This window comes from Streptomyces sp. NPDC018964 (genome assembly GCF_044390325.1).
Taxonomy (GTDB): domain Bacteria; phylum Actinomycetota; class Actinomycetes; order Streptomycetales; family Streptomycetaceae; genus Streptomyces.
This window is the reverse complement of sequence record NZ_JBIRYZ010000002.1, coordinates 13,227-35,530: the sequence shown is the minus strand read 5'-3', so window position 1 is coordinate 35,530 and position 22,304 is coordinate 13,227. Positions and strand designations below refer to the sequence as shown.

The following is a 22,304-nucleotide window of genomic DNA, read 5'->3' as shown; positions in this document are numbered from 1 at the left end:
GGCGTTCTTTCGACTTACGCTCCCGTTGCGACGATACGGTCCCGTCCCGACGTAGGGACTCCCGTCGTCCCCCTCCCTCTAGTGAAAGCGCCGGATGTGAGTCAGGCCCTCCACACACCACCCCCCGCACCGGCCCGCCCGGCCCCGGCCGAGGACGACCTCGCGGCCCTCGCCGCCAGGTACGGGCTGACCGTCAGCGGCGCCCGGCCGTCCCTCGGCGAGTACGTCCGTCAGCTCTGGGACCGGCGGCACTTCATCCTCGCCTTCTCCCGGGCGAAGCTGACCGCCCAGTACAGCCAGGCCAAGCTCGGCCAGCTGTGGCAGGTGGCGACCCCGCTGCTGAACGCGGCCGTGTACTTCTTCATCTTCGGCCTGCTGCTGGGCGCCAACCGGGGCATCCCGAAGGACGTGTACGTGCCGTTCCTGGTGACGGGCGTGTTCGTGTTCACCTTCACCCAGAGCTCGGTGCTGGCCGGGGTGCGGGCCATCTCCGGGAACCTGGGACTGGTGCGGGCGCTGCACTTCCCGCGCGCCTCGCTGCCCGTCTCCTTCGCGCTCCAGCAGCTCCAGCAGCTGCTGTTCTCGATGATCGTGCTGGTCGTGGTCATGGTGGCCTTCGGGAGCCTGCCTGCCCTGTCATGGCTGCTGGTGATTCCGGCGCTGCTGCTGCAGTTCGTGTTCAACACCGGGCTGGCGCTGATCTTCGCGCGGATGGGCAGCAAGACGCCCGACCTGGCCCAGCTGATGCCGTTCGTGCTGCGCACCTGGATGTACGCGTCCGGCGTGATGTTCAGCATCCCGGCGATGCTGCACGACAAGGACGTGCCGAGCTGGCTCGCCGACGTGCTCCAGTGGAACCCGGCGGCGATCTACATGGACCTGGTCCGCTTCGCGCTGATCGACGAGTACGGCTCCTCCTACCTGCCCCCGCACGTGTGGGCGTTCGCGCTGGGCTGGGCGCTGCTGGCCGGCGTGATCGGGTTCGTCTACTTCTGGAAGGCTGAGGAGAGGTACGGCCGTGGCTGACACCACCGACGAGAAGACTCCCACGGTCGTCGCCGACCGCGTCGACATCGTCTACCGGGTCAACGGCACCGGCGCCGGACGCGGCACCGCCACCGCCGCCCTCAACCGCATGCTGCGCCGCGGGAAGGCCGAGAAGGCGGCCGGCGTGCGCACGGTGCACGCCGTGCGGAACGTCTCCTTCGTGGCGTACCGGGGCGAGGCGATCGGGCTCATCGGCACCAACGGCTCGGGCAAGTCGACCCTGCTCAAGGCCGTCGCCGGACTGCTCCCGGTGGAGAACGGCCGCATCTACACCGACGGCCAGCCCTCCCTGCTCGGCGTCAACGCCGCCCTGATGAGCGACCTGACCGGCGAGCGCAACGTCCACCTCGGCGGGCTCGCCATGGGCATGTCCCGCGAGCAGGTCAAGGCCCGCTACGACGAGATCGTCGACTTCTCCGGGATCAACGAGAAGGGCGACTTCATCACCCTGCCGATGCGCACCTACTCCTCCGGCATGGCGGCCCGGCTGCGCTTCTCCATCGCCGCCGCCAAGGACCACGACGTCCTCCTCGTCGACGAGGCGCTGGCCACCGGAGACCGCTCCTTCCAGAAGCGTTCCGAGGCCCGCATCCGGGAGCTGCGCGAGCGGGCGGGGACGGTGTTCCTGGTCAGCCACAACAACAAGTCGATCCGTGACACCTGCGACCGCGTGCTCTGGCTGGAGCGGGGCGAGCTGCTGATGGACGGACCGACGAAGGACGTGCTCAAGGAGTACGAGGCGTTCACCGCGGGCACGGACAAGGCCCGCCGGCCGCAGCGGAAGGCGGCGCCGGCGCCTTCCTGAGGCCTACGTCCGCGCGCCCTCTTCGTCACCTTGGTGCCACTATGACGAAGAGGACCGTCCGGAGCGACGAGCAGCCGAAGGAGCCCCGCGATGCCCGAGCTCAGCGTCGTCGTCCACGGGCCGAACACCCAGGACCACCTGACCGGCCTGCTCGACTCCCTCACCGGCCGTCCCCTCCCGGACACCGAGGTCGTCGTCGCCGCCGTCGGCGACTGGGCCCGCGAGACCGCCCTGCGGCACGCCCCGCACGTCCGGGTGCTGCCCCTGCCCGACGGTACGTCCGACGCGGCGGCCAGGGCGGCGGGGGCGGCGCGGGCCACCGGCCGCTGGCTGCGCTTCGTCCGCGCCAAGGACGGCCTGCCGCCCGGCAGCACCCGTACCGTCGCCGAACGGGTCGCCGGGCTCCCCGCCGCCGTGGACGTCCTGCTCCTGGACCATCTGCGCAGCACCTGGCGCCGCTCCGGTCTCCCCTCGGCGGACGGCCCGCTGCTCGCCCGCGCGGGCCGCGCCGCACTCGCCCTCGACGACAGCCCCTCCCTGCTGCGCCTGACCCCGCTGCTCGGCACCCGCGTCCTGCGCGCCGGCTTCTGGCGGGCGCACCAGGAACGGCTCACCACCGACGACGAACCCCGCGCGGCCCTCGCCGCCCTGCTGCTCGCCGACCGCGTCGCCGCCCTGCCGCACATCGCCCACGAGGACCGCCGGCTGCGGCCCGCCTCCCTCCCGCCGCTCACCCCCGCGCGGCACCACGCGCTCGTCGACCGCTACGAGAGCCTCCTCGGCCTCGCCCGCGAACGCCCCGCCGTTCACACCGTGCTCTACGAGCTCATGGTCCGTGACTGCCTGCGCGCCTTCACCCGCGGCGACATGCCCGAGGACGTGGCCCGGGAGTTCTTCCACCGGGCCTCGGCCGCCGCCCTGCGCCACCGCCCCGAGGGCCACCGGCGCCCCGCCGGCCTCGAGGGCGTCCGCCGCTCCCTGCTCGAAGAGGACGCCTACGGCAGGTACCGCGCCCTCCAGGCCGCCAACCACGCCCGCCGCGCCGTGCGGTCCACGGTGCGCACCGGCCGGCGCCGGCTCGGCGCACAGGTCCGCGAGCAGCGGTACCGCAGGGCCCTGCGCCGCCCCGTCGACCCCCACCTGGCGGTGTTCGCCGCCTACTGGAACCGCGGCGTCGCCTGCAACCCGGCCGCGATCGCCGCCAAGCTCGCCGAACTCGCCCCGCACATCCACCCGGTGTGGGTGGTGACCGCCGAGAACGCCGCCCTGCTCCCGCCCGGCACCGACCACGTCGTCCCCGGCACCCGCCGCTACTGGGAGACGCTCGCCACCGCCAAGTACCTCGTCAACAACGTCAACTTCCCGAACGCCGTGGTCAAACGCCCCGACGCGGTCCACCTGCAGACCCACCACGGCACCCCGCTCAAACGCATGGGCGTGGACCAGCTGCCGTTCCCGGCCGCCGCCCAGGGCCTGGACTTCGACGCGCTGCTGGAACGCGTCGACAAGTGGGACTACAGCCTCTCCGCCAACAGCCACACCACCCGCATGTGGGAGAGGGCGTACCCGTCCCGGTACGTCTCGCTCGACCACGGCTATCCGCGCAACGACGTCTACTACACGGCCGGCGCCGACGACATCCGCGCGGTCCGCGCGCGCCTCGGCATCGCGCCGGGGCGCCGGGCCGTCCTGTACGCGCCCACGCACCGCGACTACGAGGCCGGCTGGACGCCGCGCCTGGACCTCGCCGCCCTCGCCGACCGCCTCGGCGAGGACACCGTGCTGCTGGTGCGCGGCCACTACTTCTACGACGGCGCCGCCTCCCCGCTCACCGGACTGCGCCGCTCCGGCCGCGTCGTGGACGTCTCCTCCTACGACCCGGTGGAGGAGCTGTGCCTGGCCGCCGACGCCCTGGTCACGGACTACTCGTCGATCATGTTCGACTACGCCAACCTCGACCGCCCGATCGTCGTCCACGCCGACGACTGGGAGACGTACCGCACCACGCGCGGCGTCTACTTCGACCTGACGGCCGAGGCGCCCGGCCCGGTGGCCCGCACCCAGGACGAGCTGACCGGGATCCTCACCACCGACGCCTGGCGCGACGACGGCGCGGCGAAGGCACGGGCCGCCTTCCGCCGCCGGTTCTGCGAGTACGACGACGGCCGCGCCGCCGAACGCGTCGTGCGCCGGGTCTTCCTCGGCCAGGACGAGGCGTCGCTGCCGCCGGTGCTGCCGCTCGGGGAACGCACCCCGGCACCGACCCCCGAGGAGGCGTCATGAGCACCGCCCGGCTCCCCGACGTGACCGTCACGGTGATCGTCCACAACGACGCCGGACGGCTCCCCCGCGCGGTGGAGTCCGTGCGCCGCCAGACCCACCGGAACATCGAGATCGTCATCAGCGACGACCACTCCACGGACGACACCCCCCGGGTGGCGCGGGCGCTGGCGGCCCGCGACGGCCGCATCCGGTACCTGCGGCTGCCGGAGAACAGCGGCGGGTGCAGCGCGCCGCGCAACCGCGCCCTGGAGATCGCGCGGGCGCCGTACCTGATGTTCCTCGACAGCGACGACGAGCTCCCGCCGGAGTCGGTCGCCTCGCTGCTCGCCGCGCACCGCGAACGCGACCTCGACTTCGCGATGGGCGCGGTGCGGCGGATCCGGGTGGACACCGGGCGCCGCTCCACCTGGATGCCGCACCTCGTGCGCGAACACCGCACCCTGGACGGCATCGAGGCCGACCCGCGGCTGTTCTTCGAGCACCTGTCGACCGGCAAGATGTACGCCCGCGCCTTCCTCGACCGGCACGACCTGCGCTTCCCCGAGGGCATCCACTACGAGGACCAGCTGTTCTCGGCCCAGGCGTACTGCCTGGCGAAACGGTTCACGATCGTCCCCGAGCCGGTGTACCTCTGGTACGTCGCCCCGTACGCGGGCTCCGACGCCGCGTCCATCTCCAACCAGCGGCACCTGCTCACCAACGTCCGCGACCGGATCCACGTGCAGCGGCTGATCGACGCGTTCCTGGTGGAGAGCGGGCACGGGGCGCTGCGCGAGGACAAGGACCACAAGTTCCTGAAGCACGACTTCCGGATGTACGCGGGCGACCTGCCCCACCGGGACGAGGAGTGGCTGGCGGGCTTCGCGGACCTGGTGAACCCGTACCTGGAGACCCTGTCGCCGGGCGCGTACGCCCGGCTCCCCCGCGCCGAGCGGGTGGTGCTCCGGCTCGTCCGCGACCGGCGCCTGACCGAGGCCCGGTGGGCCGCCCGGGAACTGGGGGACGGCGTCGGTCCGAGGGAGCTGGCCACGGGCCCGGACGGCCGTACGTACTGGGGCGGGCGGGTCCCCGGATCGGCGGCCGCCCGCCGTGAACTGGACCTGACCGAGCTGGAGCTCGACACCCGCCCCTTCTCCGTCGCCCGGTTCCGCCACGAGATCACGGAGCTCACCCCGCGCCCGGGGGCCTGCGTCGACCTGACCGTCCGCACGTACGACCCGGCGCTGCGCCTCCCGCTCGGCCCCCAGCGCGCGAGCCTGCTCCTCACCCCCGGCCGGCACCGCCTGACCGTCCCCTTCCGTCTCTCCCCGGTCCGCCCCGGTGTCTTCGAGGGCCGCGTCCGTCTCGACCCCGCCTCCGCGCGCCTCCCGCTGAACGGCTTCGCCGGGGTGCGTCATCCGCTGGTCCGGCTGACCTGCCGGGGACGGAGCAACCAGGGGTTGCTGCTGGCCCCCGTGGCCTTTCCGCCCCTGACCGCCCGCGTCCGGCGCCATCGGCTCACGATCGAGCCCGAGGGCCACGGCCCGGGCCGCCTCCAACTCCGCTGGCAGCCGACCGGCCTCACGGCAAGCCTGCTGCACCCGGCGGCCCGCCTGGTGGCGAGCGTCTTCAACTCGTCCGGCGCCTGATCTCCCAGCCCGTCCGGCCTTTGCTTTCAGCCCGTCCGGCGTTTGAGGACGAGGCCGTTCAGGCCGAAGGGGGGTCCGGGGGCACAGCCCCCGGGGACGGGAAGGGAAGGGGCGGCGGGGGCGAAAAAACAAACCGGCCCCCCACCCCCGTCACAGCTCAGGGCACCGCATACAGCACCTGCCCCTCCGGCCCCCGCGCCACCTCCCGCAACCCGGCGTCCCCCAGCACACCACCCCCGTCGACCACCCACCGCACCCCGTACTCCCGCTCGATCCCCCGCCGCACGGACGCCGGCGTCCGCTCCCCGAAGTACGCCCGCGTGGCCGCCCCCCGCCGCCCCTCGTCCGCCAGGAAGAAGTCGGGGTACCCAGGAGCGACCGTGTAGGCCCCGTACGCCGGTACCTGACGGGCCGGCCGCCCCTGCGCCATGACCACGTCCCCGTACCGCACCCACGGGGTGATCCAGTGATACCCCGTCCACGGCGGCCGGTACCTGTCCTCCACCACCGCCGGCAGGACACCCCGCGGCACCACGTACCCCAGCGCCCCCGCCTGCGCCCACCCCCCGACCAGCAGCCCCCCGGCCAGCAGGACCGCCCACCCGGCCCGCGACCACCGCCGCCCCGCCCCGGCCACCCCGGCCGCCCCGGCCACCTCCACCGCCTCCAGCACCACCGCGAGCTGCGCCGGAATCACCACGGCCGGCAGCGCACGCCCCCACGAGTAGTGGCCGCTCAGCCACCCCGCCCCCACGACCACCACCCCCAGCACGAAGAAGGAGACCAGCGGATCCCGCCGGTCCCGCCACCCCCGCGGCACCAGCGCGGCCACCCCGAGCGGCACCAGCCCGAACCGCGCGACCGGATGCCCGTACAGCACCCGGTGCACCCCCTCCAGCCCGCCCCCCGCGCCGAACAGCGCGAAGAAGTCGTAGTACGGCCACACCCACAGCACCACCGCCCCCACCAGCACCCCGGCGCCGAGCCGCGGCCACACCACACGCCGGGCCCGCCGCGCCGCGAACACCGTGGCGACGGCACCCACCGTGGCCACGACCCCCGAGAACTGGTGGCAAAGGAGAATCGCCCCCCACAGCGCCCCCAGCCCGAGCCATTCCGACCACCCGGCCTCCCGGCGCAGCGCCCCCGTCAGCCACGCCCAGAGGTGGAAGGCGAGACCGAGGGTGAACGTGCTCGGATACGACACCGTCAGCGCGAGCGAGTGGAGCCCGGGGAAGCCGCTCCACAGGAACGGGGTCGTGCCCCACAGCAGCAGCAGGCTCAGCAGGGCGAGCGCGGGCGCGGCCCGGTGCGCGCCCAGCGTCCGCACGTACCGCCACACTCCCGTCACCAGCAGCACCAGTGCGGCGGCGGCGGCCAGCCGCAGCACCACGAACACCGAAAGGCCCGGCAGCCGGGCGACGAGGCCCAGCAGCAGCATCCACGGCGAGTAGTACGGGCTCGGCGTGTCCGCGTCGACCAGCGGGTTGCCGGGGTCGAGCGGACGGTGCCGCAGCCGCTGCACGGTCGCCGCGTGCATGCCCAGGTCACCGGCCCAGGGGAGCCGCACGACCACCAGGACCAGCAGGGCGAGGACGAGTCCGGCGCCGGCCGCGGCCACGGTGCGGCCGAGGGCCGCCGGGCGCTCCGCGGCGCGGCGCGCACCGGTCCCGCCGGGCGCGGCGGACGAGGAGGATCGGACGCTCACACAGGAGCCATTGCCCGTGACGGCGCTCCCGCACCGGATCCGCGCCGATGCCCACCCAAGGCACCACAACGCCGCGAGGGCGCCCCGGACCCGACGGTCCGGGGCGCCCTCGCGGCCATCCGCCTACGAGTGCGACCGCAGCAGCGTCCGCATCGTCCGCATCGCCACCGACAGGTTGGCGAGGTCGAACGCGTCGGAGCCGTGGATCTCCTCCAGCGTGCTGCGGGCCCGGCCCAGCAGCGCGGCGTTCTTCTGCTCCCACAGCTTGAAGCGCTGCTGCGGCGTCGACGAGCCGTTGCCCTCCGCCAGCACGTCCGCGGTCACCGCCGCGTGCGCCGCGTACAGGTCCTCGCGGATCGCCGCGCGGGCCATGGACTGCCAGCGGTCGGCGCGCGGCAGCTCGATGATGCGGTCCATCAGCTGGGTGATGCGCAGCCGGTCACCGAGGTCGTAGTACACCTCGGCGACGTCCAGCGGCTCCTTGCCCGTGCGGTCGGCCACCGACACGATGTCGAGCGTCGGGAAGGCGGAGGAGAACCCGGCGACCCGGGTGGCGAGCTCGTCGGGGACACCGGAGCCGCTCAGCTCGTCGTAGATCTTCTGGTACCAGTCCAGGTCCGCGCCGCGCAGCAGCTTCGGCAGCTGCGACCAGACCTGCTCGACCCGCTCGGCGAAGAACGTCACCGTCTCCTCGAGCTCCAGCGGCTGCGGCCGGTTGTTGAGCAGCCACCGCGTACCGCGCTCCACCAGGCGGCGCGAGTGCAGCCGGATGCGGGTCTGGACGTCCGCGTCGACCGTGTTGTCGAGCGCCTCGACCCCGTCCCACACCACCGAGGAGCGGAAGATCGCGCGGGCCGCGGTCTGCGCCCGGACGATCTCCTCCAGCGACGCACCGGTCTCCTCGCGCAGCCGGTGCAGATACGTCGTACCGCCCGTGTTGACCGTGTCGTTGACCAGCACCGTCGTGGTGATCTCACGGCGCAGCGGGTGGGTGTCGATCCGGTCGGGGAACTGCTCGCGCAGCGCCGTCGGGAAGTACGCGTGCAGCAGCACCTTCAGATACGGGTCGTCGGGCAGCGAGGTGGCCAGCAGCTCCTCGGCGACCGTGATCTTCGTGTACGCCAGCAGCACGGCCGTCTCCGGTCCGGTCAGACCCCGCCCGGAGGCGAGCCGCTCGCGGATCTGGCGGTCGGTGGGCAGGAACTCCAGGGCCCGGTCCAGCCGGCCCTCGCGCACCAGGTGCTTCAGGAACCGCTGCTGGGCGTGGACCATGTCCTTGGACTGGGCCAGCGCGTTGGCGATGGCGGTGTTCTGCGCGTAGTTGTTGCGCAGCACCAGCCGGCCGACCTCGTCGGTCATCCCGGCGAGCAGCTTGTTGCGCTGCTTCACGGTCATGTCGCCGTCCTTGACGAGACCGTTGAGCAGGATCTTGATGTTCACCTCGTGGTCGGAGGTGTCCACGCCGGCGCTGTTGTCGATCGCGTCGGTGTTGATCCGGCCGCCGTGCGACGCGAACTCGATGCGGCCGAGCTGCGTCATGCCCAGGTTGCCGCCCTCACCGACGACGGAGACCCGCAGGTCCTTGCCGTCGACGCGGATGGCGTCGTTGCCCTTGTCGCCGACGTCGGCGTGGGACTCGGTGGAGGCCTTGACGTACGTGCCGATGCCGCCGTTCCACAGCAGGTCCACCGGCGCCTTGAGGATCGCCTTCATCAGGTCGGCCGGGGTCATCTTGGTGACGCCCGGCTCGATGCCGAGGGCCTCGCGGATCTGCGAGTTGACCGGGATGGACTTGGCGCTGCGCGGGAAGATCCCGCCGCCGGCCGACAGCAGCCCGGTGTCGTAGTCCTCCCAGGAGCTGCGCGGCAGCTCGAACAGCCGGCGGCGCTCGGCGTAGGAGACGGCCGCGTCGGGGTTCGGGTCGATGATGATGTGCCGGTGGTCGAAGGCGGCGACCAGGCGGATGTGCTCGCTGAGCAGCATGCCGTTGCCGAACACGTCACCGGACATGTCACCGATGCCGACGACCGTGAAGTCCTGGGTCTGGGTGTCCACGCCCAGCTCCCGGAAGTGCCGCTTCACGGACTCCCAGGCGCCGCGGGCGGTGATGCCCATGCCCTTGTGGTCGTATCCGGCGGAGCCGCCGGAGGCGAAGGCGTCACCGAGCCAGAAGTTGTACGACTCGGCGACCTCGTTGGCGATGTCGGAGAACGTCGCGGTGCCCTTGTCGGCCGCGACGACGAGGTAGGTGTCGTCCTCGTCGTGCCGGACGACGTCCGCCGGGGGCACGACCTCGCCGGCCACCATGTTGTCGGTGATGTCGAGCAGCGCCGAGATGAACGTCCGGTAGCTGGCGACGCCCTCGGCCAGCCAGGCGTCGCGGTCCACGGCCGGGTCGGGGAGCTGCTTGGCGACGAAGCCGCCCTTGGCGCCGACCGGCACGATGACGGTGTTCTTCACCATCTGCGCCTTGACCAGGCCGAGGATCTCCGTGCGGAAGTCCTCCCGGCGGTCCGACCAGCGCAGACCACCGCGTGCGACCTTGCCGAAGCGCAGGTGCACGCCCTCGACGCGCGGCGAGTACACCCAGATCTCGAACGCCGGGCGCGGCGCCGGGAGGTCCGGGATGGCCGTCGGGTCGAACTTCATGGAGACGTAATCGTGCGGCACGCCGCCGCTTGTCTTCTGGAAGAAGTTGGTGCGCAGCGTCGCCTTGATGACGGTGAGGAAGGAGCGCAGGATGCGGTCCTCGTCGAGCGAGGCGACCTGGTCGAGGGCGGCGTCGACCTCCTCGAGGAGCGCGTCCACCAGCTCGTACCCGGCGCGCTGCCGGTCCGGCGACATCCGCGCCTCGAAGAGGGAGACGAGCAGCCGGGTGGTGTGGACGTTGTGGCGGAGGGTGTCCTCCATGTAGTCCTGGCTGAAGGTGGAGCCCGCCTGGCGCAGGTACTTGGCGTACGCCCGCAGCACCATGGCCTGCCGCCAGGTCAGCCCGGCGCTGAGCACGAGGGCGTTGAAGCCGTCGTTCTCCGCCTTGCCGGTCCAGGTCGCCGCGAAGGCGTCCTGGAACCGCTCGCGGGCGTCGTCCCCGAGCTGGTCGGCGGACGCGCCCCGGGGCATCCGCAGGCCGAAGTCGTAGATCCAGGCCACGCTGCGGTCGGCGCAGCGCAGCTCGTACGGCCGCTCGTCGACGACCTCGACGCCGAGCCGCTGGAGCACCGGCAGCACCGCGGACAGGGAGACGGCCTCCCCCTTGCGGTAGATCTTGAAGCGGCGCTCCTGGGCGCCCGCGCCCACCGGCTCGTACAGGCTGAGCGCGAAGTCCCGCTCCTCGCCGAGCTCCTCCAGGCGCGCCAGGTCGGCGACGGCGCTGCGCGGGGGGTGGTCGGCCTTGTAGCCCTCGGCGAAGGCGCCGGAGTAGCGGCGCAGCAGCTCGGCGGCGCGTTCCTCGCCGAACTCGGCGTTCAGCGCCTCGGCGAAGCCGTCGGCCCAGGAGCGGGCGGCCGCGACGAGCCGGGCCTCGATGCGCTCCTTGTCGGCGTCGGACAGCTCGGGCAGTTCGGTGCCCTGCGGGACGCGGACCACGAAGTGCAGCCGGGAGAGGACCGACTCGGTGTTCCAGGCGGTGAAGTCGACGCTGGTGCCGCCGAGCTCCTCCTTGAGGATGTCGATGATCCGCAGGCGCACACCGGTGGTGTAGCGGTCGCGCGGCAGGTAGACGAGGGCGGAGTAGTAGCGCCCGTACTCGTCCTGGCGCAGGTAGAGCCGGAGCCGGCGGCGCTCCTGGAGGTAGAGCACCGAGGTGGCGATCGCCTGGAGCTCGGCGGCCGGGGTCTGGAACAGCTCGTCGCGCGGGTAGGTCTCCAGGATCTGGAGCAGGTCGCGCCCGTCGTGGCTGTGCGGCGAGAAGCCGGCGCGCTCCAGGACCTCGTCGACCTTGCGGCGGATCACCGGGACCCGGCGCACGGACTCGGTGTAGGCGGCGGACGAGAACAGCCCGAGGAAGCGCCGCTCGCCGACGACGTTGCCGTCCGCGTCGAACTTCTTGACGCCGATGTAGTCCAGGTACGACGGCCGGTGCACGGTGGCCCGGCTGTTGGCCTTGGTCAGCACCAGCAGCTTGTGCTCGCGTGCCTTGGCGCGGGCGTCGGCGGGCAGCCGCTCGAAGGACGGGCTGACCGGGTGGCCCTCCTCGGAGGCGTGGTGCGGGTCGGAGCGCAGTATGCCGAGGCCGGTGCCGGGGACGGCGGCCAGCGAGTCGTCCTCGCGCAGCTGGTACTCGCGGTAGCCGAGGAAGGTGAAGTGGTCGTCGGCGAGCCAGCGCAGCAGCTCGCGGGCCTCCTCGACCTGCGGCGCGGGCAGGTCGGCGGGGACGGGCTCGTCGGGCAGCCCTTCGGCCAGAGCGGTGGCGGTCTGGCGCATCTTGCCCCAGTCCTCGACCGCCTCGCGGACGTCGGAGAGGATCCGCAGCAGGTCGGCGGTGATCTGCTTGAGGTCGCCGCGGTCGGTCTCGCGGTCGATCTCCACGTGGATCCAGGACTCGACGAGCGCGTCGTGCGGGAGGCCGCGCGTGTCCTGGGGGAGGTCGCCGCCGACCGGGATGGTGAGCACCTCGATCAGCTTGCCGGTCACGTCCCGGCGGACCACGATCTGCGGGTGGATGACGACGTGGATGCCGCGGCCCTGGCGGGTCAGCTCGTTGGTGACGGAGTCGACCAGGAAGGGCATGTCGTCGGTGACCACCTCGACGACGGAGTGGCTGCAGGTCCAGCCGTTCTCCTCGACGGTCGGGGTGTGGACCCGGACGTTGGCCGTGCCCTGGGGGCGGCCCTCGGCGAGCCGGTAGTGCGAGTAGGCGGCGCCGAAGAGGTCGACCGGGTCGCGGTCGGTCAGGTCCTCCGGGGCGGTGTGCAGGTAGTAGCGCTGGAGGAACTCGAGCACGGTGTCCCGGTCGGGCATGCCCTTGTCCGTCGTCCCGGTCGGCAGTTTCCCCCCGGCCGGGCTGTTCTCAGCTACCCGTGCCGCCCTCTCGAGCAGCTCGGCCTTGGCTTCGTCCAGCTTGGTCTGCATGGTCCTCTGGCTCCTGTCGCGCGCCGTTGCGTGACGTAGAAGGAAGTACGGTCTCCACCTTCGTGGTGCGGTGGTACGACACGGGGTGTCCGGTCCGTACCGACGCTATGCCGTGAAGGGGGAGGAGCGGGGGCTTATCGGCCGGATCCGACGCGCCCGACGGGTGGGACGCCGCGCTCCGCGACGTCCGCTGCCGGGAGGTGCGCCGCGCCCCGGGTGCCCTCTTGGCCCCGTGCCGCCCGCGAAGACCAGCGACCGCCGCCCGGGCACGGATGTCGTCCGTGCCGCCCGGGCGCACAGCAGGGACGTCGAGGCCCCCGCGAGCTATCGCGCTGATCACGCCACCAAGGCTATCGCTCCGCACAGGCCCCCCGTCATGAGCCGTATGTGTACAAAACCAGGCCGTGAACTTTGACGTTCCGCACAGTGCGCGCGCCTCAGGAAGCCGCCAGGCGCTCCGCCTCCGCCACGGCCTCCCGGAGGGTGTCCACCACCGGGACGCCCACCGCCTCCAGGCTGGCGCGGCCGTGGGAGCCGCCGGTGTACAGGACGGCGCGCGCTCCCACGTGCCGGGCGGCCAGCGCGTCGTCGGCCGCGTCGCCGATCACCACCGTGCGCGCCGGGTCCACCCCGGTCAGCGCGCGGAGGTGGCGCACCATGTGCTCCGCCTTGCCGCCCCCGGAGGGTCCGGTCCGTCCGTCGACCCGTATGAAGTGCGCCTCGATCCCGAAGCCCCGCACCAGCGGGACCAGGTCCTCGTGCCCGTACAGGCTGAGGATGGACTGGCTGCGTCCCGCCGACGCCCACTCCGCCAGCAGCTCCACCGCGCCCTCGGCGAGCCCGCACCGCACGTGGTGCTCGGTGTAGTGGCGGTGGAAGGTGGCGTCCATCAGCTCCCACTCGGCCGCGCTGGGCAGCCGCCCCATCAGCCGCTCGTAGAACTTGGGCACCGGCACGCAGTACAGCTCCCGGTACCGCTCCAGCGTGAGCGGTTCCAGGCCCAGCTCGGCGAAGGCGGCGTTCGTCGCCCCGATGACCGCGTCGACGTCGTGGAACAGCGTGCCGTTCCAGTCCCAGACGATGTGCGCGTCCTTGTGCGTCCCCATGCCCGAGAACGTACCCGCCCGGACTGACATCCGGGGAAACCGCGGGTCAGCCCACCAGGTTGGGGATCTCCTGGGTGGCGTACCAGAGCAGCTCGTGGTCCTCCGCCCCGTCCACCGTGAACCGCGCGTCGTCGTCCCCGCCGTCCGCCGCGGGCAGCGCGTCCGCGGCGGCCGCCACGTCCGCCTCCGCGTCCGCCGCGTCCACGTGCACCGCGGCCGCCTCGGACAGCCGTACGCCGCCGGCGACCCGCACCTCGCCGAGGGCGGCCGGGTCGAGACTCCGGTCGGGGTCGGTCGAGACGGCGCCGTCGGGCACGTCCACGGCGACCACGACCCGGCGCCGCGGCGCACCAGCGTCCGCCGCCAGCAGCCGCAGGGAGGCCAGCGCGGCGCGGCCGAGCGCGGCGTACTCCAGCTCCTCGAGGTCGTCGGAGAGGTACCACTCGCGCAGCGCGGGCGTCACGGCGTACGCGAGGAGCGGCCCGCCGCCCAGCGCACCCGTCCGGTACGCCTCGGCGAGCCCGGGGAGGGTCAGGGGGACGTAGACGCGCATGGTCGGCCGCTTTCGTGTGGTCGGGGCTGCGAAGGGGCCTTCAGGATACGTGCGGCGTCCCCCATCGGGTCTCCGCCCGCGCCTTCGACGGCGTCCACCTCCGTCCGGGAATTCACCCGGCGCGTCCGCCCGGGTACGGCGTCGAGGGCTCCGCCGTCACCCTGATAGGTGAACTTTCCCGCCGCCTCCGCCCGCCCTGCGCCTGCTTGCCGTCGCGCCGCACCGCCCCGTAGAAGATCCCCGAACGAGAAGTTACCGCCCGGTATCACCCGGCTCCCCGGCCGGCCCGGGCCCGTCGAACGGGGTCCCATGTACAAGGTCATGACCCGGGCTCAGCACCGCCCCGGCACCCGTCCCCCCATCCGCCGCGACTCCCGCCGCCCCGGCGGCACCGCTTCCCCCCGCCCGGCCGCGGAAAGGCCCACCCCCGCCCCTTCCCCCGCCGAAGGCCGACCGTCCACCACCACGCTCCCCGGCAGCACCGTCCCACCCACCACGCCCCCTGCCGAAGGCCGCCCTTTCCCTGCCGAAGGCCGCCCCTCCCCCACCGCTGGCACACCCCGCCCACCCGCAGGAAGGACCGCACACGTCCCGTCCCCCGACGGAAGCCACCCTTCCCCCACCACCGCCGTACCCCGCCCACCCGCGGGAAGGACCACACACGTCCCCTCCCTCGACGGAAGCCGCCCCTCCCCCACCTCCAGCACACCCGCAGGAAGGACCACACGCGTCCCCTCCCCCGACGGAAGCCGCCCCTCCCCCACCGGCACCACCCCGCCCCGCGTCCCCACCCGGGGCCCCGTCACCGTCACGTCCCCCGGCGGGAAGGACCGCCCGTCCTCCGCCTCCGCCCCCACCCGCCCCGCCGACAACCGCCCGCCGATCCTCACGGGCCGACGCCGACGCCCCGCCGGCGTCCCGGTCCCCGCGACCGGGCGCCGAAGGCCCCTGTCCGCCGACGAGGCGGCCTCCGTCCGGGCCGCGCGGGCCGTTCCCGCCGCTGCCGCCCGGCCCCCGGCCGGGTTCTCGCCCCCGGACGCCCCCGGTACGGCACACGAGGCCCCCCGCCGCCCCGCGGTCCCCCAGCCCCGCCCCACCGACCGTTTCGCCGAGCTGCTCCTCGCCGTCCTCAGCGGCCAGCGCCCCGTGCACGCCATGCTGCGGCACACCGCCGGCCGGGCCTACGACGAGCTCGTGCTGCTCGCCGAGCGCGGCCCCCTGCGCACCCGGGGTGTCCGCCCCGTCGTACGGGACATCGGCTGGTTCGAGCCCCGCGAGGGCGCCATCGAGGCGTTCGCCCGGATCGGGGCCGGGGACAGGCTGCGCGCCATGGCCTTCCGGCTGGAACGGGGCCGGGACCTGCGCTGGCGCTGCACCGCGGTGGAGCTGGGCGGCCCCCGCCCGCACACCCGCTGAGGACCCGCGCGAGCAACGCCCGAGGGCCGGGCACCCCTGGGGTGCCCGGCCCTCGGCCTGCTCACAGCCGCTCCCCGTGGAGCGACGCTCACTTCTTGCGGCGACGCCCGCCCTTCGCCTGCTTGCGGCGCTCCGCGCGCGTGAGGCCGTCCGCCTCGGAGCGCACCGGCTCGTCGTCGGTGGCGAAGTCGCCCTCGACGGTGCCGCCCTCACCGTCCACCGTCGGCGCGGAGAAGTGCAGGTTCCGCCGCTGCGGGGCGTCGAGCCCCTTCGCGCGGATCTCCGGGCGGGGCCCCGCCTGCGCGGGCACCGCGTCCCTCTTCTCCAGGTCGGCGACCGGCTTGGCCTCCTCGACCGGCACCTCCTCGACCTGCTGCTCGACCTGGACCTCCAGGTTGAACAGGTAGCCGACGGACTCCTCCTTGATGCCCTCCATCATCGCGGTGAACATGTCGAAGCCCTCGCGCTGGTACTCGACCAGCGGGTCCTTCTGCGCCATCGCGCGCAGGCCGATGCCCTCCTGGAGGTAGTCCATCTCGTAGAGGTGCTCGCGCCACTTGCGGTCCAGGACCGACAGCACGACCCGGCGCTCCAGCTCACGCATGATCTCGGAACCGAGCTGCGCCTCACGGGCCTCGTACTGCGCGCGGATGTCGTCCGAGATGGACTCGGAGATGAACTCGGCCGTCAGCCCGGCCCGGTCACCGGCCGCCTCCTCCAGCTCCTCGATGGTGACGCTCACCGGGTACAGCTGCTTGAACGCGCCCCACAGCCGGTCCAGGTCCCAGTCCTCGGGGAAGCCCTCGGCGGTCTCCGCCCGGACGTAGGCGTCGATCGTGTCGTCCATGAAGTGCTGGATCTGGTCCTGCAGGTCCTCGCCCTCCAGGACACGGCGCCGCTCGCCGTAGATGACCTCACGCTGCCGGTTGAGGACCTCGTCGTACTTCAGGACGTTCTTGCGCGTCTCGAAGTTCTGCGTCTCCACCTGCGACTGCGCGGACGCGATCGCGCGCGTGACCATCTTGTTCTCGATCGGCACGTCGTCCGGCACGTTCGCCATGGACATCACGCGCTCGACCATCTGCGCCTTGAACAGCCGCATCAGGTCGTCACCGAGCGAGAGGTAGAAGCGGGACTCGCCCGGGTCGCCCTGACGGCCGGAACGACCGCGCAGCTGGTTGTCGATGCGCCGCGACTCGTGCCGCTCGGTGCCGAGGACGTACAGGCCGCCGATCCTCTCGACCTCTTCCTTCTCGGCCTTGACCGCCGCCTCGGCCCGCTCGAGGGCCTCGGGCAGGGCGTGCGCCCACTCCTCGATGTGCTCCTCGGGGTCGAGGCCGCGCTGGCGCAGCTCCGCCTCGGCGAGGTCCTCGGGGTTGCCGCCGAGCTTGATGTCCGTACCACGGCCGGCCATGTTGGTGGCCACGGTGACACTGCCCTTGCGGCCGGCCTGGGCGACGATCGACGCCTCCCGCTCGTGGTGCTTGGCGTTCAGCACCTCGTGCTGGATGCCGCGCTTGCTGAGCTGCTGCGAGAGGTACTCGGACTTCTCCACCGAGGTCGTGCCGACGAGGATCGGCTGGCCCTTGCGGTGCTTCTCCTCGATGTCGTCGACGACCGCCTCGAACTTGGCGACCTCGGTGCGGTAGATCAGGTCCGACTGGTCCTTGCGGATCATCGGCCGGTTGGTCGGGATGGGCACCACGCCGAGCTTGTAGATCTGGTGGAACTCGGCGGCCTCGGTCATCGCCGTACCGGTCATGCCGGACAGACCCGGCTGCTCCTTGCCGTCGTGGTCGTGGCGCTTGTAGAGGCGGAAGAAGTTCTGCAGCGTGATCGTGGCGAGCGTCTGGTTCTCGTCCTTGATCGGCACCGCTTCCTTCGCCTCGATGGCCTGGTGCATGCCCTCGTTGTAGCGGCGGCCGGCGAGGATACGGCCGGTGTGCTCGTCCACGATCATGACTTCGTCATCGATGATGACGTAGTCCTTGTCCTTCTTGAAGAGCTCCTTGGCCTTGATGGCGTTGTTCAGGTAGCCCACCAGCGGGGTGTTCACCGACTCGTACAGGTTGTCGATGCCCAGCCAGTCCTCGACCTTGGCGACACCGGACTCGTGGATGGCGACCGTGCGCTTCTTCTCGTCGACCTCGTAGTCGCCGGTCTCCTCGATGCCCTTGAGCGGGTTGCCGGGCTCGCCGCGCTTGAGGCGCTTGACCAGCTTGGCGAAGTCGCCGTACCACTTGGTGGCCTGGTCGGCCGGGCCGGAGATGATCAGCGGCGTACGGGCCTCGTCGATGAGGATGGAGTCGACCTCGTCGACGATGGCGAAGTTGTGCCCGCGCTGGACGAGCTCCTCCTTGGACCACGCCATGTTGTCGCGCAGGTAGTCGAAGCCGAACTCGTTGTTCGTGCCGTAGGTGATGTCGCAGGCGTACTGCTCGCGGCGCTGGGCCGGCGTCATGTTGGCGAGGATGCAGCCGACGCTCAGGCCGAGGAAGCGGTGGACGCGGCCCATCATCTCGGAGTCGCGCTCGGCCAGGTAGTCGTTGACCGTGATGATGTGGACGCCCTCACCGGACAGGGCGTTCAGGTAAGCGGGCAGGGTGCCGACGAGCGTCTTGCCCTCACCGGTCTTCATCTCGGCCACGTAGCCCATGTGCAGGGCGGCGCCGCCCATGATCTGGACGTCGTAGTGCCGCTGGCCCAGGACGCGCCGGGCGGCCTCGCGGACGGTGGCGAACGCCTCGGGGAGCAGGTCGTCCAGGCTCTCACCGTCGGCGTACCGCTGCTTGTACTCATCGGTGAGGGCCCGCAGCTCGGCGTCGGAGAGGCCTTCGAAGTCCTCTTCGATGGAGTTGACCTGGTCCGCGATGCGGTGCAGCTTGCGCAGGATCTTGCCTTCGCCTGCACGCATGATCTTCGAGAGGACGGACACGGGGGTTGGTCTCCTTGCCGGTCGGGCCTGGGACGGTCGGTTTCCATTTCACTGACTGAGCAACGGCCATCGTATGCGAGGACCCCGCCACGCCGGGAGGTCTGCCGCGGGGTGACCATCGGCTGCTTCCTGTCCGTTTCACGGCTGCTTCGGAAAGGACAACGTCCGGGCCGCCCGGATGGTGCCGCCTCACGCCGTCGAATTCCGCGAAGGGTGATCACCCCCTCACGCACCGCGAAAGGGATGGCGCCGTTCATCCCGCGCGCGCAGAATCGGCCGATGGAACCCGTCACGCTCACCACCGACCGCCTCCTGCTGCGCACGGTCGGCCCGCAGGAGACCGAGGCCGTGTACGCGATCTGCCAGGACCCGGACATCCGGCGCTGGACCACGATCCCCTCCCCGTACCTGCCCGAGCACGCGCGGGGTTTCACGGAGCGGATCGTGCCCGACGGCTGGGCCGACGGTTCGATGTTCACCTTCGGCGTCTTCCTGCCCACCGGGGAGCTCACGGGCATGCTCGGCATCACCATGCGCTCCCTGGGGACGGGCGAGATCGGCTTCTGGTGCGCGAAGGAGCACCGCGGCAACGGCTACATCACCGAGGCCGTCCTCGCCGCCTCCCGCTGGGCCTTCACCCGGATGTCGGTCGACCGCGTGGAGTGGCGCGCGGAGGTGGGCAACACCGCCTCCCGCGCGGTGGCGGAGCGCGCGGGCTTCACCATCGAGGGCGTCCTGCGTTCCTCGCTCAGCAACAAGGGAGTGCTGCGGGACGGCTGGGTGGGTTCCCTGCTCCCGTCCGACCTGGGACTTCCCTCCACGACGCCCTACGTTCCCGGACGGGGATGACCCCCGGGCCCACCGCCGATGTCAGTGGCGCCCCCTATCGTTCGGACGCATGACGACCCTTCCGCGTCCCACCACGGAACTGACGGCAGACGAGGCCCGCCGCATCGTCCTGCGGGCCCAGGGGTTCCTCGGCGCCCCGGACCGCCGCTCGGGTGTCCGGGGCGTCCTCCGCCACCTGGGTGCGGTGCAGCTCGACACCATCTCCGTCCTCGCCCGCTCCCACGAGCTCATCCCGTACGCCCGTCTGGGCGCCGTGGGGCGCCGGACCGTGGAGGAGGCGTACTGGAAGCAGGCGTCCCGGCCGCCGCACGCCTTCGAGTACTGGTCGCACGCCGCGTGCGTCCTCCCCGTCGAGGAGTGGCCGCACTTCGCCTTCCGCCGCCGCGCCTACCGCGCCCGCCCGCACTGGGGCCACGACCTCCCCGACGGCGTGTACGACCAGGTGATCAAGCAGCTGCGCGCGGAGGGCCCCCTGACGGCCACGGAGCTGGGCGGCGCCAAGCGCACCAGCGAGTGGTGGGACTGGTCCGGTACCAAGGTCGCCGTCGAGCGCGCCCTGATGTACGGCGAGGTGGTGTGCGTCGAGCGCCGCGGCTGGAAGCGGGTCTACGACCTCGCCGAGCGGGCGATCCCCGCGGAGCTGCTGCACGACGAGCTGGACGACGCCGAGTGCCTGCGCCGTCTGGTCCGCCTGGCCGGCCGGTCCCTCGGCGTGGGGACGCGCGCGGACATCGCCGACTACCACCGCCTCAGGGGAGAGCAGGTCGACGCGGTGATCGGCGACTCGGGCCTGGTCCCGGTCACGGTGGAGGGCTGGTCCAAGCCCGCCTGGGCCGATCCCGCGGCCCTGGCGACACCGCCGCGCGGCCGGCACCGTACGACGCTGCTGTCCCCGTTCGACTCCCTGATCTGGGAACGGGCGCGCACGGAACGGATCTTCGGCTTCACCCACCGTCTGGAGGCCTACGTGCCCAAGCCCAAGCGGGTGCACGGCTACTTCGCGATGCCCGTCCTCGCGGGCGGCCGGCTCGTCGGCCGGGTCGACCCGGCCCGTGAGGGCCGCACGCTGGTGGCCAAGCAGGTCACGCTGGACGGCCGCAAGGCGGTCCCCGCCGTGGCCCAGGCCCTGGTGGAGGCGGCGGGCTGGGTGGACTGCACGGACGTGCGCGTGGAGCGGGTCGACGCACCGGAGCTGCGCGAGGCCCTCACCCTGGAGCTCGCCCGGGCCCTGGCCTGACGCGGGGCGCCGTCACCGGATCTCGAGGATCTTCTCCCGCATCGCGTAGACCACTGCTTCCATCCTGGAATGCAGCTGGAGCTTCTCCAGGATGTTGCGCACGTGGTTCTTCACGGTGTTCTCGGAGATGAACAGTTCCTTGGCGATGTCGCGGTTGTTCATTCCCGTGGCCACCAGCTTGAGGACTTCGAGTTCACGGTCCGTCAGCCGGGGCGCGGGCACCAGCCGGCGCTCGTCGGTGCGCTGGATCATCGACTTGAACTCGGTGAGCAGTTTCGACGCCATGGACGGGCTGATCTGCGACTGTCCGTCGGCCACCGCGCGAATGGCGGTGGCCACCTCGTCCGTGGAGATCTCCTTGAGGAGATAACCGGTCGCGCCCGCCTTGATGGCGTCGTAGAGGTCGGCCTCCTCGTCGCTGATCGTCAGCATGATGATCTTCGCGCTGGGGGCGACCTCCTTGATGGAGGTGCACGCCTCGATCCCGCCCCGCTTGGGCATCCGCACGTCCATCAGGACGATGTCGGGCAGCAGGTCGGCCGCCTTCTCCACCGCCTCGGCGCCGTCTCCCGCCTCGCCGATGACCTGGATGTCCTCCTCGGCCTTGAGCACGATCTCCAGTCCGCGGCGGAACAGCGCGTGGTCGTCCACCACAAGGACTCTGATCGGCTCCTTGCGTGGAGTGTCCGCGTCCGGGCCCATGCCGACGACGCCGTCGTCGGCGCTCTCGTCACGCATCGGTCCGAAGCTGTCCGCCATCGTTCCTCCCCCTGAAGGCTGTGGCCTGTGGTCCTGACCATCGCCAACCCAAGGCAACGGCCCACCGATTGGGCCGCTGCCACCATGATTCCATGCCCCGTCGACACCGGAGTGCCGGTGCGTGCGCCCAGTGGTCGCACACCGGTGCCCCTGGGGGCGCACGCGCGCACCAGGGGCACCGGCTCGGCCGTCACGCGGCGGGTCAGCCGCCGAGCGTCCCGCCCGCCTCGGGGGACTGCGTCTGGGTGACCATCGTGTCCGTGCTGAGGTGGATCACACCGTAGTCGTAGGCGTGCCGCCGGTAGACGACGCTGGGTTCCTTGGTCTCGGAGTCGATGAACAGATAGAAGTCGTGCCCGACCAGCTCCATCTCGTAGAGAGCCTGATCGAGGGTCATGGGCGCCGCCACGTGGGTCTTCTCACGGACGATCAGGGGTCCTTCGCCCTGGACCTCCAGGGAGCCGATCTTCTTGGTGGGGACGGCTTCCCGCTCTTCCGTGACGGAGCCCGCACCGGCCCCGTTGAGTGTCGCCGCGCCCGGGACGTGGGCGGGGACCTCGGCCGCCGAGATCCTGCGCGCACCGCGCCGCGAGAAACGCTTGTCGTGCTGCTTGCGCAGCCGGGCGTCCAGTTTCTCCGCTGCCAGGTCGAGCGCCGCGTACGGATCGCTCGCCGCTGCCTCCGCCCGGATCACCGGACCGCGGGAGCGGAGCGTGATCTCCACCCGGTCACTGCGGTCGGCCTGTCGGGGGTTGGGCTCCTTGGACACCTCGACGTCGAGGCTGATCACCTTGCCATCGAGCTTCTGGATCTTCTCCAGGTTCAGCTTCTCGGCCACGTGCTTCCGGAACCGCTCGGGCACCTCGGTCTTGCGGCCCTTGACGACGATGTCCACGCAGAACTCCGTT

At 72.1% G+C, this 22,304-nt stretch carries 14 protein-coding genes; 7 read left to right on the top strand and 7 right to left on the bottom strand.

From position 1 onward, the window contains the following. The first annotated feature begins 96 nt into the window (after positions 1-96). From ACH5AO_RS02895 to ACH5AO_RS02880, 4 genes are all read left to right on the top strand, one after another. A complete protein-coding gene (locus ACH5AO_RS02895) occupies positions 97-1,026 on the top strand; it encodes an ABC transporter permease (protein WP_398921133.1) in 930 nt (309 codons plus the stop codon). Continuing rightward, positions 1,019-1,852, top strand: a complete 834-nt coding sequence (locus tag ACH5AO_RS02890) for an ABC transporter ATP-binding protein (RefSeq protein WP_398921131.1) — start codon at positions 1,019-1,021, stop codon at positions 1,850-1,852. The genes ACH5AO_RS02895 and ACH5AO_RS02890 overlap by 8 nt, the downstream gene beginning before the upstream one ends. A gap of 90 nt (positions 1,853-1,942) precedes the next feature. Then, positions 1,943-4,135: a CDP-glycerol glycerophosphotransferase family protein gene (locus ACH5AO_RS02885; protein ID WP_398921129.1), complete on the top strand. Its 2,193-nt coding sequence runs from the start codon at positions 1,943-1,945 to the stop codon at positions 4,133-4,135. Beyond that, a complete protein-coding gene (locus ACH5AO_RS02880) occupies positions 4,132-5,763 on the top strand; it encodes a glycosyltransferase family 2 protein (protein WP_398921127.1) in 1,632 nt (543 codons plus the stop codon). Before ACH5AO_RS02885 ends, ACH5AO_RS02880 begins: the two co-directional genes overlap by 4 nt. A 157-nt stretch (positions 5,764-5,920) precedes the next feature. On the opposite strand, the gene ACH5AO_RS02875 is transcribed toward ACH5AO_RS02880, so the two are convergent. The 4 genes from ACH5AO_RS02875 to ACH5AO_RS02860 all read right to left on the bottom strand — a co-directional run bounded on the left by ACH5AO_RS02875 (position 5,921) and on the right by ACH5AO_RS02860 (position 14,200). After that, a complete protein-coding gene (locus ACH5AO_RS02875; protein ID WP_398921125.1) occupies positions 5,921-7,471 on the bottom strand; it encodes a hypothetical protein in 1,551 nt (516 codons plus the stop codon). Between the two features lie 123 nt (positions 7,472-7,594). Continuing rightward, on the bottom strand, positions 7,595-12,541 hold the full coding sequence (locus tag ACH5AO_RS02870) for an NAD-glutamate dehydrogenase (RefSeq protein ID WP_398921124.1): 4,947 nt from the start codon (positions 12,539-12,541) through the stop codon (positions 7,595-7,597). Between the two features lie 437 nt (positions 12,542-12,978). After that, a complete protein-coding gene (locus tag ACH5AO_RS02865) occupies positions 12,979-13,647 on the bottom strand; it encodes an HAD family hydrolase (protein WP_398921122.1) in 669 nt (222 codons plus the stop codon). 46 nt (positions 13,648-13,693) lie between these two features. Continuing rightward, the gene (locus tag ACH5AO_RS02860) at positions 13,694-14,200 is read right to left on the bottom strand and encodes a DUF6912 family protein (RefSeq protein WP_398921121.1); all 507 of its coding nucleotides are present in this window, start codon (positions 14,198-14,200) and stop codon (positions 13,694-13,696) included. 309 nt (positions 14,201-14,509) lie between these two features. Between ACH5AO_RS02860 and ACH5AO_RS02855 the strand changes: the two genes are divergently transcribed. Beyond that, a complete protein-coding gene (locus ACH5AO_RS02855; protein ID WP_398921119.1) occupies positions 14,510-15,616 on the top strand; it encodes an Rv3235 family protein in 1,107 nt (368 codons plus the stop codon). Positions 15,617-15,704: 88 nt separating this feature from the next. On the opposite strand, the gene secA is transcribed toward ACH5AO_RS02855, so the two are convergent. Beyond that, positions 15,705-18,551, bottom strand: a complete 2,847-nt coding sequence (gene secA, locus ACH5AO_RS02850; RefSeq protein ID WP_398921117.1) for a preprotein translocase subunit SecA — start codon at positions 18,549-18,551, stop codon at positions 15,705-15,707. Between the two features lie 279 nt (positions 18,552-18,830). Here secA and ACH5AO_RS02845 point away from each other — a divergent pair, with 279 nt between their 5' ends. Together ACH5AO_RS02845 and ACH5AO_RS02840 are read left to right on the top strand one after the other, a co-directional pair. Next, positions 18,831-19,400, top strand: coding sequence for a GNAT family N-acetyltransferase (locus tag ACH5AO_RS02845; RefSeq protein ID WP_398921115.1), 570 nt, complete (start codon positions 18,831-18,833; stop codon positions 19,398-19,400). Between the two features lie 49 nt (positions 19,401-19,449). Beyond that, entirely contained in the window at positions 19,450-20,637 is a 1,188-nt protein-coding gene (locus ACH5AO_RS02840; protein WP_398921113.1) for a winged helix-turn-helix domain-containing protein, read from the top strand. A 12-nt stretch (positions 20,638-20,649) separates the two neighbouring features. Here the strand turns inward: ACH5AO_RS02840 and ACH5AO_RS02835 are convergent, their stop codons facing one another. After that, positions 20,650-21,396: a response regulator gene (locus ACH5AO_RS02835; RefSeq protein ID WP_398921111.1), complete on the bottom strand. Its 747-nt coding sequence runs from the start codon at positions 21,394-21,396 to the stop codon at positions 20,650-20,652. Between the two features lie 202 nt (positions 21,397-21,598). Next, entirely contained in the window at positions 21,599-22,291 is a 693-nt protein-coding gene (gene hpf, locus ACH5AO_RS02830) for a ribosome hibernation-promoting factor, HPF/YfiA family (protein ID WP_398781603.1), read from the bottom strand. Between the last annotated feature and the right edge of the window lie 13 nt (positions 22,292-22,304).

Bases quoted from the DNA above. Each gene is read 5' to 3' on its own strand.
- ACH5AO_RS02885 (WP_398921129.1), top strand. From the start codon at position 1,943: ATGCCCGAGCTCAGCGTCGTCGTCCACGGGCCGAACACCCAGGACCAC.
- ACH5AO_RS02880 (WP_398921127.1), top strand. From the start codon at position 4,132: ATGAGCACCGCCCGGCTCCCCGACGTGACCGTCACGGTGATCGTCCAC.
- ACH5AO_RS02870 (WP_398921124.1), bottom strand. From the start codon at position 12,541: ATGCAGACCAAGCTGGACGAAGCCAAGGCCGAGCTGCTCGAGAGGGCG.
- ACH5AO_RS02865 (WP_398921122.1), bottom strand. From the start codon at position 13,647: ATGGGGACGCACAAGGACGCGCACATCGTCTGGGACTGGAACGGCACG.
- ACH5AO_RS02860 (WP_398921121.1), bottom strand. From the start codon at position 14,200: ATGCGCGTCTACGTCCCCCTGACCCTCCCCGGGCTCGCCGAGGCGTAC.
- ACH5AO_RS02855 (WP_398921119.1), top strand. From the start codon at position 14,510: ATGTACAAGGTCATGACCCGGGCTCAGCACCGCCCCGGCACCCGTCCC.
- ACH5AO_RS02845 (WP_398921115.1), top strand. From the start codon at position 18,831: ATGGAACCCGTCACGCTCACCACCGACCGCCTCCTGCTGCGCACGGTC.
- ACH5AO_RS02840 (WP_398921113.1), top strand. From the start codon at position 19,450: ATGACGACCCTTCCGCGTCCCACCACGGAACTGACGGCAGACGAGGCC.
- ACH5AO_RS02835 (WP_398921111.1), bottom strand. From the start codon at position 21,396: ATGGCGGACAGCTTCGGACCGATGCGTGACGAGAGCGCCGACGACGGC.